Genomic DNA, 18,861 nt, shown 5'->3' with positions numbered 1-18,861 from the left:
AGCTTGCTGCCTGGCGGGACTGACCCGCCAGGCAGCATTCCGGAGAAACAGCGCATGATCAAACCAAGCCGAAACGGTCAGGGCATACAGGTAGAAATACCGGCGCAGCCACGCAAGGAACCGCGCCAGCCCCGTTCTATTGCACTGGTGAGTGCGGTAAAACAGACCGGGCGCCAGATTCTTGAAAACGAAGGCCGCGAAGCCTTGAGTGCTATGCGTCTCGCAGCGGATTCGGGCGTGGCAATCAGCTCTATCTATGAGTACTTCCCGACGATCGATGCACTGATCGCAGCGATTTTTGACGATTACCGGTCTGAGGCGCGCACTGCGCTGTTCAGCGACATCATGGCGCTGCCAGCGCAAAGCACATTGCTCGACGGCATTTTGCTGGCCTTGCGAGTCGTGATGGCCGCCCACGTCAAGAAAAACCAGTTCGACCCGGCGTTCAGCGTGCGCTCAACCCATTACGAAGAACTGGTGCGACTGGATGTGGTCAAGGACAAACCGTTGTGGACCAGCACCGCAAGTTCGGCGTTGATGCAACGGTTTGCCAGCGAGATCCGGGTCAAGGACCCGCAAAAGGCTGAGTTCCTGGTTTATCAGACGCTGTCTGCACTGCCCAGAGCCATGCTGCTGGAAAGACCGGGCTACCTGGTGGAGGAAGACTCCCCCGAATTGATTGCAAGCATGCTGCATGCTCTGTTGACCCATGGGCAGACCTGAATCGATGCGCCTGGCTCAGGGCTTCTGAGCCAGTGACCGGCAGCGACCAGGTATCGATCCTCAGGGCTGTGCCACCGGCACAGCCGCATCCCTTTTTTGCACCTCAATCAGTAACAGGAACTGGTCTAGGATCAACTGCTCTTGCAAACGCCTTTGAGGATCGACGATGAATTACCGTTATCTGGGCCGCAGCGCCCTGAAAGTATCGCCTTTGTGCCTGGGCGCCATGATGTTCGGCGGCGAGACCGATGAGGCTACCAGCAAGCGCATCATCGACAAGGCGGGCGCCGCAGGCATCAACTTCATCGATACCGCGGATGCTTATCACGCCGGGCGTTCCGAAGAAGTGGTCGGCCGTTCCATTGCAGCGCAGCGCGACAACTGGGTGGTGGCCACCAAGTTCGGTTACCCGTCGTCGGCTGACGCGGGCCCGAATCAACAGGGGCAGTCGCGCAAATGGATCATGCAGAGTGTCGAGGCCAGCCTCAAACGCCTGGGCACCGACTATGTCGACATTCTGTATTTCCACCGCACCTTGAGTGATGCGCCGATGGAAGAGGGATTGCGCGCAATCGACGATCTGATTCGCCAGGGCAAGATCCGCTATTACGGGGTTTCCAATTTCCACGGCTGGAAAATCGCCGAGATGGTTCGCCTCGCTGATTCGTTGGGCATCCAGCGGCCGAGCGTCAGCCAGCCGTTGTACAACATCGTCAATCGTATTGCCGAGGTTGAACAACTGCCTGTTGCAGGCAATTACGGCATCGGGGTTGTGCCTTACAGCCCCCTTGCACGGGGCGTGCTCAGCGGTAAATACCCGGTGGACGCGCCGCCACCGGCGGATACCAGGGCAGGGCGCGGTGACAAGCGTATCCAGCAGACTGAATGGCGTCCCGAGTCGTTGAAAATTGCCCAGACCATTGCCCGGCATGCGGCCGATCGCGGCACTACTTCAGTCGCCTTTGCTATTGCCTGGGTGCTGAAAAACACATTGATCAGCGCAGCGATTGCAGGCCCCCGGACAGAGGCGCACTGGGACGGCTATATGCAGGCTCTAGGGCTGGAACTGGGGCCGGATGACGAGAAACTGGTGGATAACCTGGTGGTGCCGGGTCATGCCTCGACCCACGGCTTTACCGATCCGGCCTACCCGGTTGAAGGGCGCAAAGTGAGCTGAGCTTGAACAACGCCGCAGGTTTACCTTCGGGCGCTGGCCACAAATCGGGTTAGAGTGTTCATCAATGCCTGTTTATCGGGCCCTCAACCCTGTTCGCAGCTGGCAGCTGGCAGCTCCAGCTGCGCTCAGGGCGAAAAACAAACCGTCTTTCAATCGATATGTGAAGAATGAATCGTCCGCTGTTTGTTTCACTGGATGGCCCCAAGGGGGCCGGTAAAACCACACTGCTGGAGGCCATTACCAAAGTGTTGCGGGCCGACAACCAGAAGGTGATCCGCCTTTGCGAGAAAAAAAGCGATCCCTTCAGGGCTGAAACGATGGCCCTGGTGAACACACTCGCCAGAAATCCGGGCCGGGATCTGGAGTGGCAGGTTTGTCAGCGCCTTGCTGACAGCCGGGCCTGGATTTCCCGGCACGTACTGACTAAACAGCCCGCGGACAGCATCATCCTGATCGATCGCTGGTACCCGTCCGATGCCGCGTTTCGCCGGATAGTCCCGTTTGCAGAAATTGTGCAGTTGAACCTTGATCGCAACGTGCGAGTGCCAGACCTGCATGTAGGGGTGGTCACCGCCCCTGAAATTTCATGGGCGAGGGCAGCGGCACGTTCCCGGGGGCTGGGCAGCACCGTGCTGCATGACCTGGAAGAACATGTCGCCTGCACCCTGGGATTCGAGCAAGGGGTTGCAGATCACGGCTGGGTGTTATGCCGTAATGAAGGAACCCTTGAAGAGGCAACGATGCAGGTGGTTTCCGAGATTTATAGAGGCTTTCCATGCCTCATGAATTGAATCAACCCCTGCAAACTGCATGGGCCTCTAACCGGCAGGAACACTCTGCCGTTGGATCAGGTTTTCCCGGGAAAGCTGAATGCACTTGATTGCCAGGAGGGTTGTCGGGTCTATCAAGGCCACTTGATGGCCGTTGATCATGTAAGCCTTGCTGTGCTCCAGCACCAGAGGCAGCTCCGTACAGCCGAGGATGAGCACTTCGGCACCCGATTCACACAAGTGTTCTGCAGCGAGCAGTAGCTGATCTTTACAGATGCCCTCAGTGAACCCGGCTTTAATCCCGCGCGCGCCATAAATCGAATCCATGACCAGCGCCTGGTAGTCGACGCCGGGGACAATTATTTGCAGTCCGGTGCGCCGGGCAGCGTCCTGGTAGACCTGGCTTTTTATGGTGCCCGAGGTCGCCAGCAAGCCGACTGTTTTGCCAGCGCCGTACTGCCGGACAATGGCGTCCACTGTCTCAGTCAGCATGTTGACAATGGGGACCCGCAGGTATGCCTGAATACGTTCAACAAAGGCGTGGGCGGTATTGCAGGGAATCGCAATCGCATTGGCGCCTGCACTTTCCAGGCGCTTGCACGTTGCGTACATCGCCATGGTCGGATCCGTTGCGTCATGCAGCAGGTTGGCCGTGCGATCAGGAATCTGCGGGTTTTGCTCGACCACCATTTTGATATGTTCCTGATCACGGCCTGCCGGTGTATGTGTAACGACCTTGGCCATGAAGTCGACCGTCGCTGCCGGGCCCACCCCCCCCACTATCCCCAGTTTGAAGGGGGGGCGACTCGATTGACCTTTGTTCAGGGTCGCGAAACCGGCATAAAGCTCGTTGATATCCAGCACTGCAATACCCCGTCGCTGCAGATCACCACAGACCAGCGAGAGTTCAGTCATGCCAGGCAAGACAATGCTTGCCCCTTGTTCCTGTAGCGAAAGGCAAGCCTGATAAGCAGACTCCAGAGGAACCCCGTGCAGATAGCCATCCTTGATGCCATTGACGCCATACATCGCTGCCATCAGCCCTGACTGCACTTCATCGCTGGGATAAACCAGCTTGAAGTCAGTGCCAAAATAGCGCTCAAACAAACCGCAATGGCGCACGTAGTCAGAGGCGACGATACCCAGGGTGACGCCAGGTTTGGCGATATGGTCAATGTGACTGCGCAGGGCAGCCATCATGTCGAGTACGGGAATACTCAGTTCTTCCTGAATTTCAGCCCGGAATGTATGGCTGGCGAAGCACGGAAGCATCACCGCATCTACGCCACTTTCTTCAAAAGTTTTACAGACCTGGAACACGTAAAACTTGCGCGATGTCATATTCGCGCCCTTGTCCAGGGGCAGTAGCACGTCCTTGAACGGATGCTGCTCGAACAGGAAGTGATAGCGGCCCTGGTCCTCAAGCACGGCCCTGGACTTGACCAGCTTGTAGAACAGATCCCCCCCGGCCAGGGAGCCGAGGCCACCCACAATGCCAAGTTTTCGAACAGTGGCTGCGTCCCCGGATGGCGCTGATTTGCTCTTCATGACGCAACACCATAAGCCGCCGGGACAGGACATACGGATTGAGGATTTACCGGTGAGCGTTGTGCATCGTCAGCTTCCTCTGCCGATTCATCACAGGGTTCGGACTTCGCAACCACAGCGGTGGCAATGCTGTTGCCCACAACGTTGGTGGCGGTGCGAGCCATATCCAGAAACTGATCAATGCCAAGGATCAGCAAAATTCCGGCTTCGGGAAGATTGAACATGGGCAAGGTTGCCGCTACCACCACCACTGATGCCCGGGCTACACCCGCCATGCCCTTGCTGGTAACCATCAGCGTCAGCAAGATGAGAAGTTGCTGTGTGAAGCTCAAGTCAATGTTGTAGGCCTGAGCAATGAACATGATGGCGAACGCTTGATACATCATCGAACCATCGAGGTTGAACGAGTATCCCAATGGCAGTACGAAGCTGGATACGCGCTTCGGTGCGCCGAATTTCTCCAGTGCCTCCATGGTTTTCGGGTACGCGGATTCGCTGCTGGCGGTGGAAAACGCGAGGAGCACGGGTTCACGAATGAGCTTGCCCAGGGTAAATACCGAGCGGCCGAGAAAAAAGTAGCCGGCGCCGAACAACACTGCCCAGAGGATGAGGATTGCCAGATAAAACTCGGCAATCAGCTTACCGTAATCGACCAGCAGCCCCACGCCCTGGGTAGTAATCGCCGACGCAATGGCTGCAAAAACCCCGATGGGTGCAAAGGCCATGACGAAGTCGGTGATCTTGAACATCACTTTGGCCAGCTCTTCAATGCTGTCGACGATCCTGGTGTAACCGGCGCGCTTGACTCCCGCCAGGGCAAAACCGAAGAACAGCGAGAACACCACAATTTGCAGGATCTCGTTATTGGCCATCGCCTCGGCAATGCTGCGAGGGAACACGTGGCTGATGAACACTTTGAGGCTGAAATCTGCGGTATTGACCATTGCCGGACTCGCGGCATGCTGGACCACCTCCATGTTCAGGCCGGCACCGGGTTGAAACAGGTTGACCAGGCCCATCCCGATAGCCAGGGATACCACCGACGCCGTGACGAACCAGGTCATGGCTCTCAAGCCTATGCGCCCGACGGAACGAGAGTTGCCCATGCTGGCAATGCCGCCGACCAGGGTGGCGAACACCAGAGGGGCAATGATCATTTTGATCATGCGCAAGAAAATGTCGGTGACCAGCGAGAAGTAAGACGCTATCTCTTCGGCTCTCTGTTCGCTGCCTGCGAAATGGTGACATGCCCAACCAACAAGCACGCCCAAGGCAATGCCAATCGCAATTCGACGCCCAAGCTTATTTTTCTTCACAGCGCTTTCCTCAAGTTGTTTTTGTGCTTTTTCTACTTGGCTGCAGACAAGTGTGTTGCTGCCGTGACGCTATGGCGGCGATCTCAGGTTCGAGATTCTAGAGACAGGCCCCGCAGGTCTTGATGAGTAATCAGGATGGCCCTATGCGCTTTTGGAATAGTTTCTCCAGGAGCTGCCTGGGCACTGCCGGGGCGCTATACACTGGCTGTTCGCAGCATGGGGTGAGGCTATGCAAATCAAATGGCTGGATGATCTTCTGGCGGTCGCAGAGTGGAAGAACTTTTCTCGGGCGGCTGAGGTTCGCTGTGTGACCCAGTCGGCTTTGTCGCGGCGTATAAAGTCACTTGAAGAATGGGTGGGTGCAGAGTTGGTGGATCGCGGCACCTATCCGGTCCAGCTCACGCCTGCCGGGCGTGCATTCAGTGAAGAGAGCCGCGAGGCATTGGCGGGGCTGATGAGGTTGCGCTCCAGCCTGCGCGAGGTAGAGCGGATGCCGGGGCGATCCATCCAGGTCACTGCCGGCCACAGCCTGTCGATGACATTCCTGCCCAAATGGCTGAAGCAATTTCAGCAGCACAACGAGCAATTCAATGTGCGGGTCGTTGCCGCCAACATCCACGACGCCGTCATAGCTCTGGAGGAGGGGAGTTGCGACCTGATGCTCGTCTATCACCACCCCCTGGCGCCCATTGTTCTCGATTCGGAAAAATTCGGCAGTCTGACCCTGGGGCATGACGCGTTTATTCCGGTGTGCGCACCTGACCGCCGGGGAAATGCGCTGTATCCCTTGCCGGGCAGCTCCAGCAAACCCGTTCCTCATCTCGCCTACACGGCCACGACTTTTCTCGGGCGTGTGGCCGAGATCGTCATAAAGAATGGCCCCACAGCATGCAGGTTGGAGCGGTGCTACGAGGCGGATATGACGATGCTGCTGATGCGCATGGCCGTCGAGGGTTACGGAGTAGCGTGGCTGCCCCAAAGCGCGGTCATCGATCAACTGCAGCGGGGACAGTTGGTGAAAGCGGGGGGTGATGAATGGAGTACACGACTGGAAATACGTTCCTGCTGCTCAATCAGCAATCAGAACCCCACCATGCGTAACCTCTGGAAGACGCTTGAAGGTGCTTCACTCAATTTAGCGGACGAATAGGGCAAACTCCCATGGTTGCTCCCGCCAGTGCATTACCCGGCGAATGCCGGGCGCTGCCATTGGCCTGAAGGGCTGCATTGGTTTTATCAAGTTTTGAATCATCAGGAGCACCAAAATGTCTTTCAATCCCTCAGTAGCCTTCTTGCCCCTCGCATTGCTGGCTGCAGGGTTCGCCAGCGCCGCCCAGGCCAGGACTGAACCTTCGTTCAAGTGCAGCCCCGGGATGTCCAGCGCTGCCGAGACGCTGATTTGCCAGAGTGAACAGCTGTCGACCCTGGACCGCAAGCTGGCCGGTGTCTATGACACGGCCGTGAAGAAGGCCGCAAACGCGGCCAAAACCCTCAAAGCCGAGCAACGTGGCTGGATCAAGGACCGTGACGAGTGCTGGAAAGCCGACGACAAGCAGACCTGCCTGCGCGACAGCTACACCCTGCGTATCGTCGAAATCCAGACAGCCTATGGCCTGGTTCCCTCCACAGGCCCGGTGAAGTTTGATTGCGCCAGTGATGGCAGTGTCGTAGCGACTTTCTTCCAGACGGACCCGCCGTCCATCAACGCGACCTACAAGAATCAGCAATCATTGATGTTGGCCGTGCCTTCGGGCAGCGGCGCACATTACCAGGGCCGTAATGAGAGTTTTTGGGAACACCAGGGTGAAGCGCTTGTAACCTGGGGCTACGGCGCCAAGGAAATGACCTGCAAAAAAACTGGGTGAAGCATCAGGACGCCCGGTTAACTGAAAAGGTGTGGCGGTATGGCAGCAGATAAATCTTGTCCTGTGGTTCTCCGTGCCCGCGAAACGTTGGAGATCCTGGCATTTGAGCATCCATTGGCAGGCCTGCAATTAGTCAAAGGCAGTGTCGAACCAGGTGAATCAACCGCCTTGGCGGCTGTGCGAGAGTTGATGGAAGAAGCCGGGATTCAATCCACGGCAAGGCGAGATCTGGGTGAGTGGCGTTCCATTGTAACGGGGCACACATGGGCATTTCATGAGTGCGACGTTGCCCAGGACCTTCCCGAAACCTGGGTGCATTTTGCAGAAGATGATGGAGGTCATGAATTCAGATTTTTCTGGCACCCACTGATGAGTGACCCTTCTGATAGATGGCATCAGGTTTTCAGGGATGCCTTGAGCTTTCTCCGCTCGACCCTTGATTCAACAAAAAATTGATAATTAAACTTATTGTTGATATTTTTCCTGCCATTCGATTAATCACTGCAGGCACCAATGAAGGTTTCTGAAGTATTACCCGCCGAGCGCAAGCTGATACTCAATGTGCTTCACAGCACCCTCAAGATGCTCAGCAATGCCGTAGGCCCTCATACGGAGATCGTGTTACATGATCTGGCCAATCCGGATAGATCCATCCTTGCCATCGCCAATGGTCATATCACTGGCAGAAGGGTAGGCGGGTCAGTATTGGGCGGCCCACGCCAGGATTCAGGCTTCATCGCCGTCAGGCGCGCCATGGAAGATCACTCAAGCTCTGATCCCATAATGGTGGAGAACTATTCGACACTCGCACCTGACGGTCGCCCGCTGCGCAGTTCCACCGTGGTATATCGCGACAGTAGCGGGCAACCATTCGCCAGTCTGTGTATCAATGCCGACTTGAGCGGTATTGCCGCCGCCCACGCTGTACTCGCTGGAATCCTGGGCCTTGAAGGCGCGCCAGAGCCCCGCGTCGATGAGCCGAGAGATATGGAACAGTTGATGGCGGAGATCATTCAGGGCGCTTGTCCCGGCGGTGTCGCAGGGATGAAAAAACCGCAAAAGGTTGAAGCTGTTCGGCAGATGCAGGATCGCGGGATATTCATCGTCAAAGGCGGGATTGAAAAAGCTGCCGCCGCGCTCGGCGTAACCCGATACACCATCTACAACTACCTGGAGCAGATCCGGGCTACAGAAAACCCAAGCGGGCAGGAATGATAAAAATGCAACTCGATATTTTCCAGGTAGACGCTTTTACTTCTGAGACTTTCGGCGGTAACCCGGCGGCGGTTTGTCCGCTGCAGACTTGGTTGCCTGATGCCACGCTCCAACAAATCGCCGCAGAAAACAACTTGTCCGAAACAGCCTATGTTGTGCGCAACGGTGAGGTGTTCGAGTTGCGCTGGTTTACTCCCACGGTGGAAGTCGACCTGTGTGGCCATGCCACCTTGGCAGCGGCCTGGGTGCTGTTCGAACAGCTGGGTGAAAACCGCGACATACTGCGCTTTGCCACTCGCAGTGGCGAGTTGCGTGTACGCCGTGAAGGCGCACGCCTGGCCATGGACTTCCCGGCCAGGCAGCCTGAACTCGTAGCGGTCCCACCAGGCCTTTTGCAAGCCTTGGGCCTGGAGCAGATCGATGCGCTTTATCGCACAGATGATTACGTGGTAGTGGTCGAGGATGAAGCCATCATCGCTGGCCTCAATCCCGACTTTGCCGCGCTGGCCGCGTTCGACGTGCGCGGTGTTGCGGTTACCGCACCGAGTCGTCACTTTGACTTTGTTTCGCGCTGGTTCGGCCCTCGGGTGGGCGTGAATGAAGACCCGGTCACCGGCTCGGCCCACACCTCTCTGGCACCCTATTGGGCCAAGCGCCTGGGCAAGTGCAGCCTGAGTGCCGAGCAAGGCGGGGCGCGCAAGGGCCAACTGCACTGTGAAGTCCTGGACAACGACCGAGTCATTATCAGTGGCCACGGCGCGCTGTACCTGCGCGGTACTATTTTTATCTAAGGCCGGATCACTCAGGCGGGGTTGCTCAATGAAACCGCAGTCCGCAATCGTACGGTCGAGCATCCCGTCGGAACACTCAGATAATGGATGGGCGCCGTACTGAATCAGAGTTTTCCAGACACTCTGATTCAGTTTCAAGGTCATCGTAGACCTGGTTCTGATACCGGGGGAGGGTGGCAATCCCGGAAAACAGTTACTGCACCATTTTGCTAATGCGCGGCCCAGGATCAAGTCCGGCTCTAGCTTCGCCTTTTGCATCACCACACGCATGTCGCGGACTAGGCTGTGAAAGTGAGTTTTAGTAGGGAGAGTCATAGGTGGCACAGGCCTGGTATGTAGTGGTCTAATGAAACCGGACACCCATTTAGGCGAGAATGCTCGCCAGAACGAGGTGTCAGATGACCAAACAACGCCGTAACTTTTCCCCTGAATTCAAACGTGAGGCTGCCGACCTCGTTCTCAAGCAGGATTACAGCTTCATTGAGGCCAGCCGCTCGCTTGGTGTCGGCGAGTCGGCTTTGCGCCGATGGGTCGACCAGGTGCAGCAAGAACGCACGGGCGTCACCCCGCAGAGCAAAGCGCTGACCCCGGAGCAGCAGAAAATCCAAGAGCTGGAAGCCCGAATTACTCGCCTTGAGCGGGAAAAATCGATCTTAAAAAAGGCCACCGCGCTCTTGATGTCGGAAGATCTCGAGCGTTCGCGCTGATTGACCAGTTGAGCATCCACGAGCCGGTTGATTGGCTGTGCAAGGTGTTTGAAGTGACCCGCTCGTGCTACTACGCTCGGCGTCTCAGGCGCCGCACACCGGATGTAGAACGCCTTCGATTGCGCAGTCGGGTGAGCGAGTTGTTCACCCAAGGCCGCAGTGCTCCCGGTAGCCGTAGCATCATGGCCATGATGCAGGACGACGGCGAGCAGATCGGGCGATTCAAGGTACGCAGCCTGATGCGCGAGCTGGAGTTGGTCAGCAAACAACCGGGATCGCATGCTTACAAAAAGGCGACGGTCGAGCGGCCCGACATCCCTAATATTTTGAACCGAGAGTTTGATGTGCTCGCTCCTGACCACGTCTGGTGTGGCGATATCACTTACATCTGGGCTCAAGGGAAATGGCAGTATCTGGCGGTTGTGCTAGATCTTTTTGCCCGCCGTGTTGTGGGTTGGGCGTTGTCGGGAAAGCCGGATGCCGACTTGGTCATCAAGGCCTTGGACATGGCTTACGAGCAGCGAGGGAAGCCTCAGGTTTTGCTGTTCCACTCCGACCAGGGCTCGCAATATGGAAGCCGGAGTTTTCGCCAGCGCCTTTGGCGATATCCCATGCGTCAGAGCATGAGCCGGCGAGGAAATTGTTGGGATAATGCGCCGATGGAGCGGGTGTTCAGGAGCCTGAAAACTGAGTGGATACCGTCCATGGGCTACGCGACAGTCCAACAAGCTCAGCGGGATATCAGCTATTTTTTGATGTGCCGGTACAACTGGATTCGACCGCACCAATTTAATGGTGGGCTGCCACCGGCTCAGGCCGAGAAAAAACTTAACGTCGTGTCCGGGATTAGTTGACCACTACAGAACGCGCTACATAACTTTCGCAAGGAGCCAACCTTAGTCCCATTATTTCGAAAATCTCGCACTAACCTCGAAAGTCTACTCAAATCTATCTAGCGCATCTGCCATAGCACGAGGTCTACCATCTTTTCCTCAGAGATTCTATGACGAGGGTATGCGACTTTGAATTGCGCAACCAACGTGCGGCCTTCAACCGTTGAGAGGAAGTTTTGAAGATTCTGCTGCAGGTCGCTATGGATGGCCACAATATCTCTCAAACGGTGTGGCGACGTTACATTTGGGAGCTTGCAGCCAAGATTTTTCAGAACCACTGAATCGATGACGGGCTGAGAGGTATCCAGTGTTGCTAACAACTTGCTTGAGAATGAAGCCTCATATCTGCCTGTCGAGTTATGCAAGGCTGTGAGAATCTGAGAGAAACCATGCCCATGTATTTGAGTCTGGAGCATGAGGTCGAAGTACGCCGACTGCCATGGCTGGCCACGTCGTACTCGATAGAAACCATTGTAGGATCGTCTCAATAGCGGGTCTTTGAATCCTGTGGTGTCCCCCTTTACCAACACTTGGATTGCATTGTATTTCTCCAGGCCAGGCTGCACCCTAGGTAGTGCAGCTGCTAGTTGATGGGCGTTTATCGATATTGGTTTCATCTATACGTCCCTATCGTGGTTAGCTGGTGTAGATGGGTGTAATAGCAAATTGCTTTCATGTCATCAAGAAAATCCCGTCCGCTCGATGAGTCTTCGAGGGCGCTGCAGTCCAGGCAGCACCCACCGGCCTCCAAACACACTCAAACAAGCGCCTAGCTTGAAACCGTCGCTACCCTAGTAACCTTCGCCTTCCCCCTCCCGCCTCATAGAGAACCTATTACACATACTGTCCGTTCCCGGCATGGCCTGCCTGAAACTTCCTGACAGGACGATCACATGTCTGCAACAGACTCTTGCAAAAAGAGCAAGTCCGGTGCTCGGCAGTGAAACTCTGGAAGTCAATCCAGCCTCAGATCAAGGCCGGTAATTACACGGAAGGCCGTGGACGGCGAAACAGTGAACTGTATGCGGCGATCTGGTTTTCCAGAGGTGAGCCTGTTTGGCTATGTACCCTGATTCAGACCTTCGGCTCGGCGTTCAGGGGCCCGCTGCGATCGCCCCAGTGAATGGCCATTTCCCGACCACGCATTACTGATTCCCTCCTCATTGCAGGCCCGTCAAGAACGGAGATTTTCGGCCCCTGTGCCTGGCCCGGAAAAAGGTTCAATTAATTTTGTTTCCCCCCCCTTGTGGATTTTCAAACCGTGGCTAGGCTCAGCATTCGAGGATCACCCCTCGTAAGATAAGGATGTCGGCGAGGGCGGATTCTCCACCCATTTGCAAGTCGATCAGCGCGGTAAGCCTCGGGGGCATCCTTAACCCACCACTTGCCAATCGAACGCAAAGGTAACTGCAATGACTTTATTTAAGTTGGATGAAAACTATGCGCCCTCCAGCTTTGCTGCGGCACCTCTGGTCATCTCCTATGTCCTGTCTTCCACCGTTTCCATCGTCACCACGGTAAGTGGAGATGCCCGCCAGTACGCGACTGTCGCAATCTGGAACGGCAGCTGGATGGTGTGGAGTGCAACCCTGACACAAGCCGAACCGACTGCGACCCTGCCGTCCGACATCATCCTGGGAAGCTTGACCATCAAGAAAGGTGGCACATTCAACCTGCAGATTCCGACCACCATACAACCGGGCGGCATTACCGCAAGCCTGACGTTGGTAACCCCCAATAACCCAGCAGGCATACCTTTCAACGCGACTGTAGCCTCCTGGCCACTGAGCTCCTGATGCGCAGAACTGCCTAATCACCGCCTCGATGGCCCTGATTGGGCGGATGCATGCCGCCTGATCGCCCGCGGCACCGGCCTCATGGACCTGCGGAGCATCAGGTGCATGTGCTGCGCACAACTCGCTCCGGAGAGAGCACCTTGCGCAGCGGCATGAACATGATCCACGTCGTTCCTCGCGGCAAGCAGTGTTGGCCCCAGGGAATCAAGGATGACAGGGAGAAACACAATGCAGGATTCTGCTTCAAGGCCAGGGAGCCACGTGCATGCTCACCCCTCCGTCGTCGCCCGATACCCCCGGCCCTGGCGTTGCCAGAGCCTCGCCGTTGGCGCTGCCGCTGGTGGCCGTTGTGGGCAAGTCGCTGGGGGCCGAGGAAGTACTCGGGAAATTCGCCGATATCCCACCTGTGCCGATCGATATCGGCCCGTTGCGGCTCAGCGTCCAGGCCGATGCCTCCCGCGGGCAGGCAGTGGTAATCGCCTCATTGTCGGGTACGCAATTGGCCAGGCAGCTCTTGTGCCTCACCGAGCCGAAGCTGGCGTTGGATATCGCCTTGGCAGCGTGTACCGCCAAAGGCCTAATCACCCTGAACCTGCAAGACACCCGTGGCTACGCCTCGGTGAACGCGGACGTGGTGGCAACCGACGGCCAGGCCAGCTACCCGCTGAGGGGGATGCTGTACAGTTGGCCGGCAACGGCCGACCCGGTGGTTGGCGAGTATCGTGCGCAGCTGACCAGCGAGCTGAGCACGTTGACCACGGTTCGCAGCGCCGTGGCGAATATCGCGCAGTTTGGCTTCTACGCCGGCGACACCTTGCTGGCGTTTGCCGAAACCACGCAGTTTGCACCGATACAGGTGTTCCCCGAACTGATCAGCTCAGGCGATATCCGGATTCAGGCCGGGGCTCAGATCACCTTGTCCATCCCCACGCAGCTCAGCCCTGGCAGCCTGTTCCTGCAGGCGGATTTCTCTTCTCGCAACACCCCGCCAACGCGTATTTCTTCACTCGTCGCCAATTGGTCGCTGCCCTCTGGCTGACGGTCCTGGCCGGAATCTGGAGCTTGCGATGAACGCCAACGCGCCGCTTTTCCGCCGCTATTTCGCAAGTAAGCTCTACACGCTCAACGACCCGGAACAAGCGCCGGGGTGGGTCGGTTTCGTCTGGTTGGGCGGTGACCCACCGGCAACGCTGTCGTTCGCCGAGAGCTTCAAGAAGGGCCACTACCTTTTTGCGCCTGCGGCCCCGACCTTGAGCGACGAGGAAGCCATTGCAAAATTCGTCGCGGCCATCGGGAACTGGTTGGCGAAAAGCTTCAATGACCCGTTCGGTGGTTGTGCCTGCATCTGGTTGCCCGATGCCAACGGCCCCACTTTCGGTAAACCTGCTCAGAGCGCGATCACCTTCTTCGAGGGCGGCGGCGGAAGCGTGGCCACGGCCAATAACTTCAACCTGGCGGCCGGACAGCTGGGCTTTGCGGTTCCGGGCCAGACTCTGATGGGCATCGGCGAGCAGGGCTTGGTGTTCTTCCGATCCGGAATCGGTCGTTTGCAGTTCAACATGCTCGACGACACCAGCCCCCCCACGGTGGTGGGCGAATCCGGATTGCCATTCGTTGGCCCCTATGCAGGGGCCTTCACCGTTGTCGGAACGCTGCTGCGCTCAGGTGAGCAAAGCACCCTCGACGGTTTGCAAACCGGCTTTCATTACTTGCATACGGTAGCCGGTAGTCCGGTGCGGCAGATCTACCCGGCGATCGTTTCTGGGCCAGCCGCCGCCGTGCTGCCCTACAGTGGCACCATCGACCCGCTCAATCTGTACAACAGCACCGACGCGGCATTGCCGGCAGGCATCCTGCGCACCCAGTTTGCCTTGACCGGCACCGACCCGCTTGCCAGTTGGTATCGCACGCCGACGGGCCGGGCCATTGAGCTGATTTCCTTGCATGGCCTCGACGACAACCAGCAGCCATTGCCCTGGTGCGGTGCCCTGGTGCTGCAGCCCAAGACACCCGCCGGGCAACCGGTGCGCTCGGTCTATCTGACCCTGGCGGGTGATTACGCCTTGGCAGAGGCAGGGAAGGGCGCCTCGGTCTTCGAGCTGATGCCTGGGCTGTATGGCAGCGAGCGGATATCGATGGCGCCATGGCAAACCGCAGGCACCTTCGACTGCTTGCGTTTTGTGCCCGGGCAAGCGGCCTACGCCCCCGCATTCCCCTATAAACCGGCCGATATGAATGAAGCGCAGATCGGCAAGCCCAAACCACGGCTCGACACCACCTACGTCACCGCCTGGGCCGCGGTGCTCAATGGCGCTGACGGCAGTGCCTGCTACCTGGCGCAGCCCGAAGGCAGCCCGCTGTATGCGCCGGCTGCCGGGGCCGGCAACGATAGCTTGGCGCTGCTGAGGCCGCTGCCGACCCCGTCGCCCATCCCGCAGAGCGATGCGAACGCGGCTTTGCTACTACTGCCGTTCGTACCCTATGCCGGGGTGAGGACGACGCCGATCGACAACCTTGCAGCCTTCGAGAGCCAGATTCTCTCGGCGGCCCGCAAAGGTCGTCTCGGCGCCCTGGGCATAGCACGGCTGGCGGCATTGAAGAACACCCGCAAAAGCCGTTTGCATGCAATAGCCGGCGCGGCCGATACGCATCAGGCGACAACCCCCCAAGGCTTGTATGCCGAGGTCGAGACCCCTTCCGCGGCATCGCCAGAAAGCCTCTACCAGAGAGTGGTCGTGGCGCGCTCGATCGCCAAGTTGCCGGCCAGCGGCAGCGTGGACTTCGCGTTCAACGCGTTGACGCCCGAGCTGCAGAACCTGTTCCAGACCAATCAGTTGATGGCCGTGATCGTCAATCCGGCCAGGCTTGGAGTGCCTGGCCCGGCGCTAGCGGGCGACGTGGCCACGTTCGAGCGTGACGTGGTGATCGCGGACTGGCGGATGACCGCAGCGGTTGGTGACTCGCTCAACAGCACGTCCTACAACAACATCCTGATCATGAAGTATTGCGACGGTACGCTGCTGGAGCGGGTGTGCAATCCGAACAAATGGGTGGAGGTGGACAGCTTCTCGGTATCGGCTGGTAGCAGCACCGACACCTCGGTGGCGCTTACCGGGTTGTCGAGCTACCTGCAGAGCTACCTGACTGCAGGCATCAAGGCGGCGGCTGATGGCAATGACCTGTACGACGATTTTGCCAGGATCGTGCAGGACCCGAACTGGCAAGGCTTTATCGTGCTGGCCGCCGACGTCGACCCCTCCGGTTTTCCCGATCAGATCAAGGGGTTGATCGCAGGCATCGACTTCACCCAGTTTCGCGCCCATCATTTTGGCGCGACCGCCAGCCGTGTGCAGGTCAGCGGTACGAGCGTGACGCTGCAGACGCCCAGCAGCCTGTTCGGTCTGATCGATTACGAACTGCCGGTGTACAAGGCCAACGTCGCGGCCGGCGGCAACCCCGACATGCCGGTACCGCTTCCCGATAATGGCGATTTCGGCTTCCAGGTTCTTCAGCTGCAAACCCTGTTCCGCAACGCCGCCATGGTCGACTTCCGCAGCCATGTACAGTTGTCGATCAATCAGTTGTTCCTGTCGCCGGTAATTGCGGCATATGGTGCCATCGGCAAGCTGCCGGCCACGGCGGTGGTGCTCAATGGCAGCTATCAGCGCCAGGGCGACACGGGTGTCTACGTGTTCGAGCAGAATGCCAGCACCCGCTTCCAACTGGGCAGCAATGTGCTGCCAGCGGTGGCGATCCAGCGGGTGGTGTTCAACACCCTGTCGAGCGGCAGCGACCACGGCGACGATGGCATAGTGCGCAGTCGTTTCCTGATGTCCGGGGCGCTCGAGTTCGCGGTGCTGTCAGTGCTGTTGCCGGACAAGAGCAAGCGCGAAACGGACTTGCTGTCGTTCGGGCCGCCTGCAGATGCAGCGCCGGTGGCGCCAGCGGCGGGGCTCTGTTTCTCCGGCCTGGAAGTGTCGATGTCCTCGCCCGCGGACGCGCCGAATGCAGTCACCTTCATCTTCGAAGCCAGCAGGCTGGCGCTGGATCAGGGGGCAAGCCAAGCCCGCCCGCACAGCGTGTTCACCGATCTCGCCCTGCAGGTCGATGGCTTCATCGCAGGGGCCGAAGACAAGCGGCCCATCGACTTCGGTTTTCTACCAGTCGGGGTCGAACCCAAGGTCAAGCCAATTTCCGGCCCCTGGTTTGCAATCACCTACAAGCTCACCCTGGGCTCGCCGGGCGGACTGGTTTCGCAAACGGGCTTCACTTCCCGCCTGCTGCTGGCCTGGGCGCCAACCTCATTGCCGAGCGAGGTCTCTACGGCTGTCTTCACAGGCCTGCAGCTTCCGGGCGCCGCACCGGGCGCCAAGTTGTTCTCGATCCAGGGCGTGCTCAAGCTGTCCATCGACAGTCTGTTGTTGCGGCGCGAACACGTCTCGGCCGCCACCCCGTCCTTTACTCTGCGCCTGAACAATATCGGGCTCAGCTTCCTCGGCATCGCCAAGCTGCCACCGGGCGCGACGATCAACTTCTTCCTGTTCGGGGATCCCTCTGGCGACGGGAGCCTCGGCTGGTATGCCGCCTATGTCCAGGATACGAAGAGCACATTGACGGCCATCGAGGCGCTGCAGGAATGGCAGCCGCCGAGGCTTTCACCTCCTGCTGGCGAGGAGCAAACGTCATGACACGCGTCCTCTATTGGAACATCGAAAAGTTCGCCACCAATAAGATCGCGAACCCCGGAAACGGGCGGCAGAACGGTGCGGCCTTGAATCAGAACCAGGCCTCTGTACAAAGACTGGCTTACATCAATGCCCATTTCGGCATCACCGGCGCCCTGGGAGCAGCCTCTCCACCCGACATATTCGTGGTGGTGGAAGTGGCCACCGGCTATGACGGGCGCGGCATCCTTGCGCGGGGAAGCGGCCCTGCGGGCGCGCTGACGCTGCTCGCAGCACTGCAGGCCACCACCGGCAATCCCAACTGGCGTCTGGTGCCGCCCCTGCAGACCGGGCCACGCGAATCGGTGGCGGTCTACTACGACAGCACCAACTACGTCTTTACCGGGCCTTGGCAGTGGCCTGGCGGCGTCGGGCCAGCCTTCGATCCTGCCGGGATGGGCCCTCCGCCTGTTGCAGCCTACCCAGCGCCCTTTGTGGCGCCTATCGTTGCCAATGCAGTGGTTCCGGCAGGCGCGGCACACAACGTGGGCATCGCGCAGAGCCGCCTGGCAGCGGCCACCGGATTCACCTATGCGGCTGCCCTTGCCCCTGCTCTGGCCGGGCCCATTAACTTCGGTGGCGTGCGCGCACCGTACTGGGTCAGTTTTGCCGAGCTGGGCGTAGGCCCGGCGCCGCGGCCAGTCGCGCGCAACATCTCGCTGTTCTGCATCCACTCACCGGCCAATGCGGGGGCGGGCGTCTACCTCCGCAGGTTGAACAGAATCGCGGAAATTGCAGATGGACCGCTGGCCGGTAACGAGGTGCGCGTCGTACTTGGCGACTTCAATGTCAACCTGCTGAACAACGATCCTTTGCTTACGCGCAACGGCAACTATGCAACGCTGGCGGGCAATGGCTACGCACTCGGGATCGATCGCCCCGGGGGGCCGCCGGCGCCGCTCAACGGTTGGCCCGGCTACTTCGCCACCCATATCCGGCGAACCAGCCATGCCAGCTACTGGAGCAGAAACGCACAGTTAGAGTACTACCCTGGATACGGCTATACCGGCACCCACGTCATCGCTAACTTCTATTCAATCGACAACATCCTGGCCCGATATGGCGGAGCAGCAGGCGGGCCGATGGCCAATGTCACGGTACTGAACGGAATTGTCGGTTCCAACTACGGCGCGATTGCGCCGCCGCCTGGCGCTGCTCCGATCGGCACCTACAACCTGCCGATCAGGATGGGCAACCTGGTCCAATTTGGCGCACCGCCCCCCGCGCAGGCGCCGGTGCACAACGTAGGACGCCAGGGCGCCTTTCGAGGCTGGGGCAACTACGGCTGCATCCGCAGCACCAGCGACCATCTCGCTATCGTCGCTGACATCTGAGC

Annotated in this window: 15 protein-coding genes; 13 read left to right on the top strand and 2 right to left on the bottom strand. The window is 58.6% G+C overall.

Annotation, left to right across the window (positions count from 1 at the left end):
• Nucleotides 1–54 precede the first annotated feature (54 nt).
• The 3 genes from WG29040_RS00800 (at nucleotide 55) to WG29040_RS00790 (ending at nucleotide 2,691) form a co-directional block, all read left to right on the top strand.
• A complete protein-coding gene (locus WG29040_RS00800) occupies nucleotides 55–723 on the top strand; it encodes a TetR/AcrR family transcriptional regulator (RefSeq protein ID WP_003445586.1) in 669 nt (222 codons plus the stop codon).
• Nucleotides 724–889: 166 nt separating this feature from the next.
• Complete coding sequence (locus WG29040_RS00795; protein WP_127195386.1) at nucleotides 890–1,900, top strand: aldo/keto reductase; 1,011 nt, start codon at nucleotides 890–892, stop codon at nucleotides 1,898–1,900.
• Nucleotides 1,901–2,067: 167 nt separating this feature from the next.
• Nucleotides 2,068–2,691, top strand: coding sequence for a dTMP kinase (locus WG29040_RS00790; RefSeq protein WP_003445590.1), 624 nt, complete (start codon nucleotides 2,068–2,070; stop codon nucleotides 2,689–2,691).
• 27 nt (nucleotides 2,692–2,718) lie between these two features.
• Here WG29040_RS00790 and WG29040_RS00785 read toward each other — a convergent pair whose 3' ends face one another.
• Nucleotides 2,719–4,218, bottom strand: a complete 1,500-nt coding sequence (locus tag WG29040_RS00785; protein ID WP_127195385.1) for an amino acid racemase — start codon at nucleotides 4,216–4,218, stop codon at nucleotides 2,719–2,721.
• Entirely contained in the window at nucleotides 4,215–5,534 is a 1,320-nt protein-coding gene (locus WG29040_RS00780; protein ID WP_127195384.1) for a dicarboxylate/amino acid:cation symporter, read from the bottom strand. Before WG29040_RS00780 ends, WG29040_RS00785 begins: the two co-directional genes overlap by 4 nt.
• Nucleotides 5,535–5,763: 229 nt before the next feature.
• On the opposite strand from WG29040_RS00780, the gene WG29040_RS00775 reads away from it, so the two are divergent.
• The 10 genes from WG29040_RS00775 (at nucleotide 5,764) to WG29040_RS00730 (ending at nucleotide 18,859) form a co-directional block, all read left to right on the top strand.
• A complete protein-coding gene (locus WG29040_RS00775; protein WP_010656484.1) occupies nucleotides 5,764–6,684 on the top strand; it encodes a LysR substrate-binding domain-containing protein in 921 nt (306 codons plus the stop codon).
• Nucleotides 6,685–6,799: 115 nt separating this feature from the next.
• Entirely contained in the window at nucleotides 6,800–7,399 is a 600-nt protein-coding gene (locus tag WG29040_RS00770) for an MliC family protein (protein WP_127195383.1), read from the top strand.
• Nucleotides 7,400–7,438: 39 nt separating this feature from the next.
• Nucleotides 7,439–7,855, top strand: a complete 417-nt coding sequence (locus WG29040_RS00765; protein WP_127195382.1) for an NUDIX domain-containing protein — start codon at nucleotides 7,439–7,441, stop codon at nucleotides 7,853–7,855.
• Between the two features lie 57 nt (nucleotides 7,856–7,912).
• Nucleotides 7,913–8,614, top strand: a complete 702-nt coding sequence (locus tag WG29040_RS00760) for a transcriptional regulator (RefSeq protein ID WP_127195381.1) — start codon at nucleotides 7,913–7,915, stop codon at nucleotides 8,612–8,614.
• 5 nt (nucleotides 8,615–8,619) lie between these two features.
• Complete coding sequence (locus WG29040_RS00755) at nucleotides 8,620–9,405, top strand: PhzF family phenazine biosynthesis protein (RefSeq protein ID WP_010656480.1); 786 nt, start codon at nucleotides 8,620–8,622, stop codon at nucleotides 9,403–9,405.
• Between the two features lie 398 nt (nucleotides 9,406–9,803).
• Nucleotides 9,804–10,966 (top strand): IS3 family transposase gene (locus WG29040_RS00750; RefSeq protein WP_127195380.1). Its coding sequence is split into 2 segments (ribosomal slippage): nucleotides 9,804–10,056 and nucleotides 10,056–10,966, totalling 1,164 coding nucleotides; the frame shifts between segments, so codons are not numbered across the junction.
• Nucleotides 10,967–12,417: 1,451 nt separating this feature from the next.
• Nucleotides 12,418–12,801 carry a hypothetical protein gene (locus WG29040_RS00745; protein WP_010657010.1) on the top strand — a complete coding sequence of 128 codons (384 nt, stop codon included), beginning with the start codon at nucleotides 12,418–12,420 and terminating at the stop codon, nucleotides 12,799–12,801.
• A gap of 265 nt (nucleotides 12,802–13,066) precedes the next feature.
• On the top strand, nucleotides 13,067–13,840 hold the full coding sequence (locus tag WG29040_RS00740; RefSeq protein ID WP_010657011.1) for a hypothetical protein: 774 nt from the start codon (nucleotides 13,067–13,069) through the stop codon (nucleotides 13,838–13,840).
• 28 nt (nucleotides 13,841–13,868) lie between these two features.
• The gene (locus WG29040_RS00735) at nucleotides 13,869–17,489 is read left to right on the top strand and encodes a hypothetical protein (protein WP_127195379.1); all 3,621 of its coding nucleotides are present in this window, start codon (nucleotides 13,869–13,871) and stop codon (nucleotides 17,487–17,489) included.
• Entirely contained in the window at nucleotides 17,486–18,859 is a 1,374-nt protein-coding gene (locus WG29040_RS00730; protein ID WP_010657013.1) for a hypothetical protein, read from the top strand. Before WG29040_RS00735 ends, WG29040_RS00730 begins: the two co-directional genes overlap by 4 nt.
• The last annotated feature ends 2 nt before the right edge of the window (nucleotides 18,860–18,861 follow it).

This window comes from Pseudomonas sp. PAMC 29040 (genome assembly GCF_003994535.1).
Lineage (GTDB): Bacteria > Pseudomonadota > Gammaproteobacteria > Pseudomonadales > Pseudomonadaceae > Aquipseudomonas > Aquipseudomonas paraversuta.
The sequence above is the reverse complement of the archived record's forward strand: the minus strand, read 5'-3'. Positions and strand labels throughout refer to the sequence as shown.

What these genes read in the sequence shown, in the direction of transcription:
- WG29040_RS00800 (WP_003445586.1), top strand. Translation starts at nt 55, where the DNA reads ATGATCAAACCAAGCCGAAACGGTCAGGGCATACAGGTAGAAATACCG.
- WG29040_RS00795 (WP_127195386.1), top strand. Translation starts at nt 890, where the DNA reads ATGAATTACCGTTATCTGGGCCGCAGCGCCCTGAAAGTATCGCCTTTG.
- WG29040_RS00790 (WP_003445590.1), top strand. Translation starts at nt 2,068, where the DNA reads ATGAATCGTCCGCTGTTTGTTTCACTGGATGGCCCCAAGGGGGCCGGT.
- WG29040_RS00785 (WP_127195385.1), bottom strand. Translation starts at nt 4,218, where the DNA reads ATGAAGAGCAAATCAGCGCCATCCGGGGACGCAGCCACTGTTCGAAAA.
- WG29040_RS00775 (WP_010656484.1), top strand. Translation starts at nt 5,764, where the DNA reads ATGCAAATCAAATGGCTGGATGATCTTCTGGCGGTCGCAGAGTGGAAG.
- WG29040_RS00770 (WP_127195383.1), top strand. Translation starts at nt 6,800, where the DNA reads ATGTCTTTCAATCCCTCAGTAGCCTTCTTGCCCCTCGCATTGCTGGCT.
- WG29040_RS00765 (WP_127195382.1), top strand. Translation starts at nt 7,439, where the DNA reads ATGGCAGCAGATAAATCTTGTCCTGTGGTTCTCCGTGCCCGCGAAACG.
- WG29040_RS00760 (WP_127195381.1), top strand. Translation starts at nt 7,913, where the DNA reads ATGAAGGTTTCTGAAGTATTACCCGCCGAGCGCAAGCTGATACTCAAT.
- WG29040_RS00755 (WP_010656480.1), top strand. Translation starts at nt 8,620, where the DNA reads ATGCAACTCGATATTTTCCAGGTAGACGCTTTTACTTCTGAGACTTTC.
- WG29040_RS00745 (WP_010657010.1), top strand. Translation starts at nt 12,418, where the DNA reads ATGACTTTATTTAAGTTGGATGAAAACTATGCGCCCTCCAGCTTTGCT.
- WG29040_RS00740 (WP_010657011.1), top strand. Translation starts at nt 13,067, where the DNA reads ATGCTCACCCCTCCGTCGTCGCCCGATACCCCCGGCCCTGGCGTTGCC.
- WG29040_RS00735 (WP_127195379.1), top strand. Translation starts at nt 13,869, where the DNA reads ATGAACGCCAACGCGCCGCTTTTCCGCCGCTATTTCGCAAGTAAGCTC.
- WG29040_RS00730 (WP_010657013.1), top strand. Translation starts at nt 17,486, where the DNA reads ATGACACGCGTCCTCTATTGGAACATCGAAAAGTTCGCCACCAATAAG.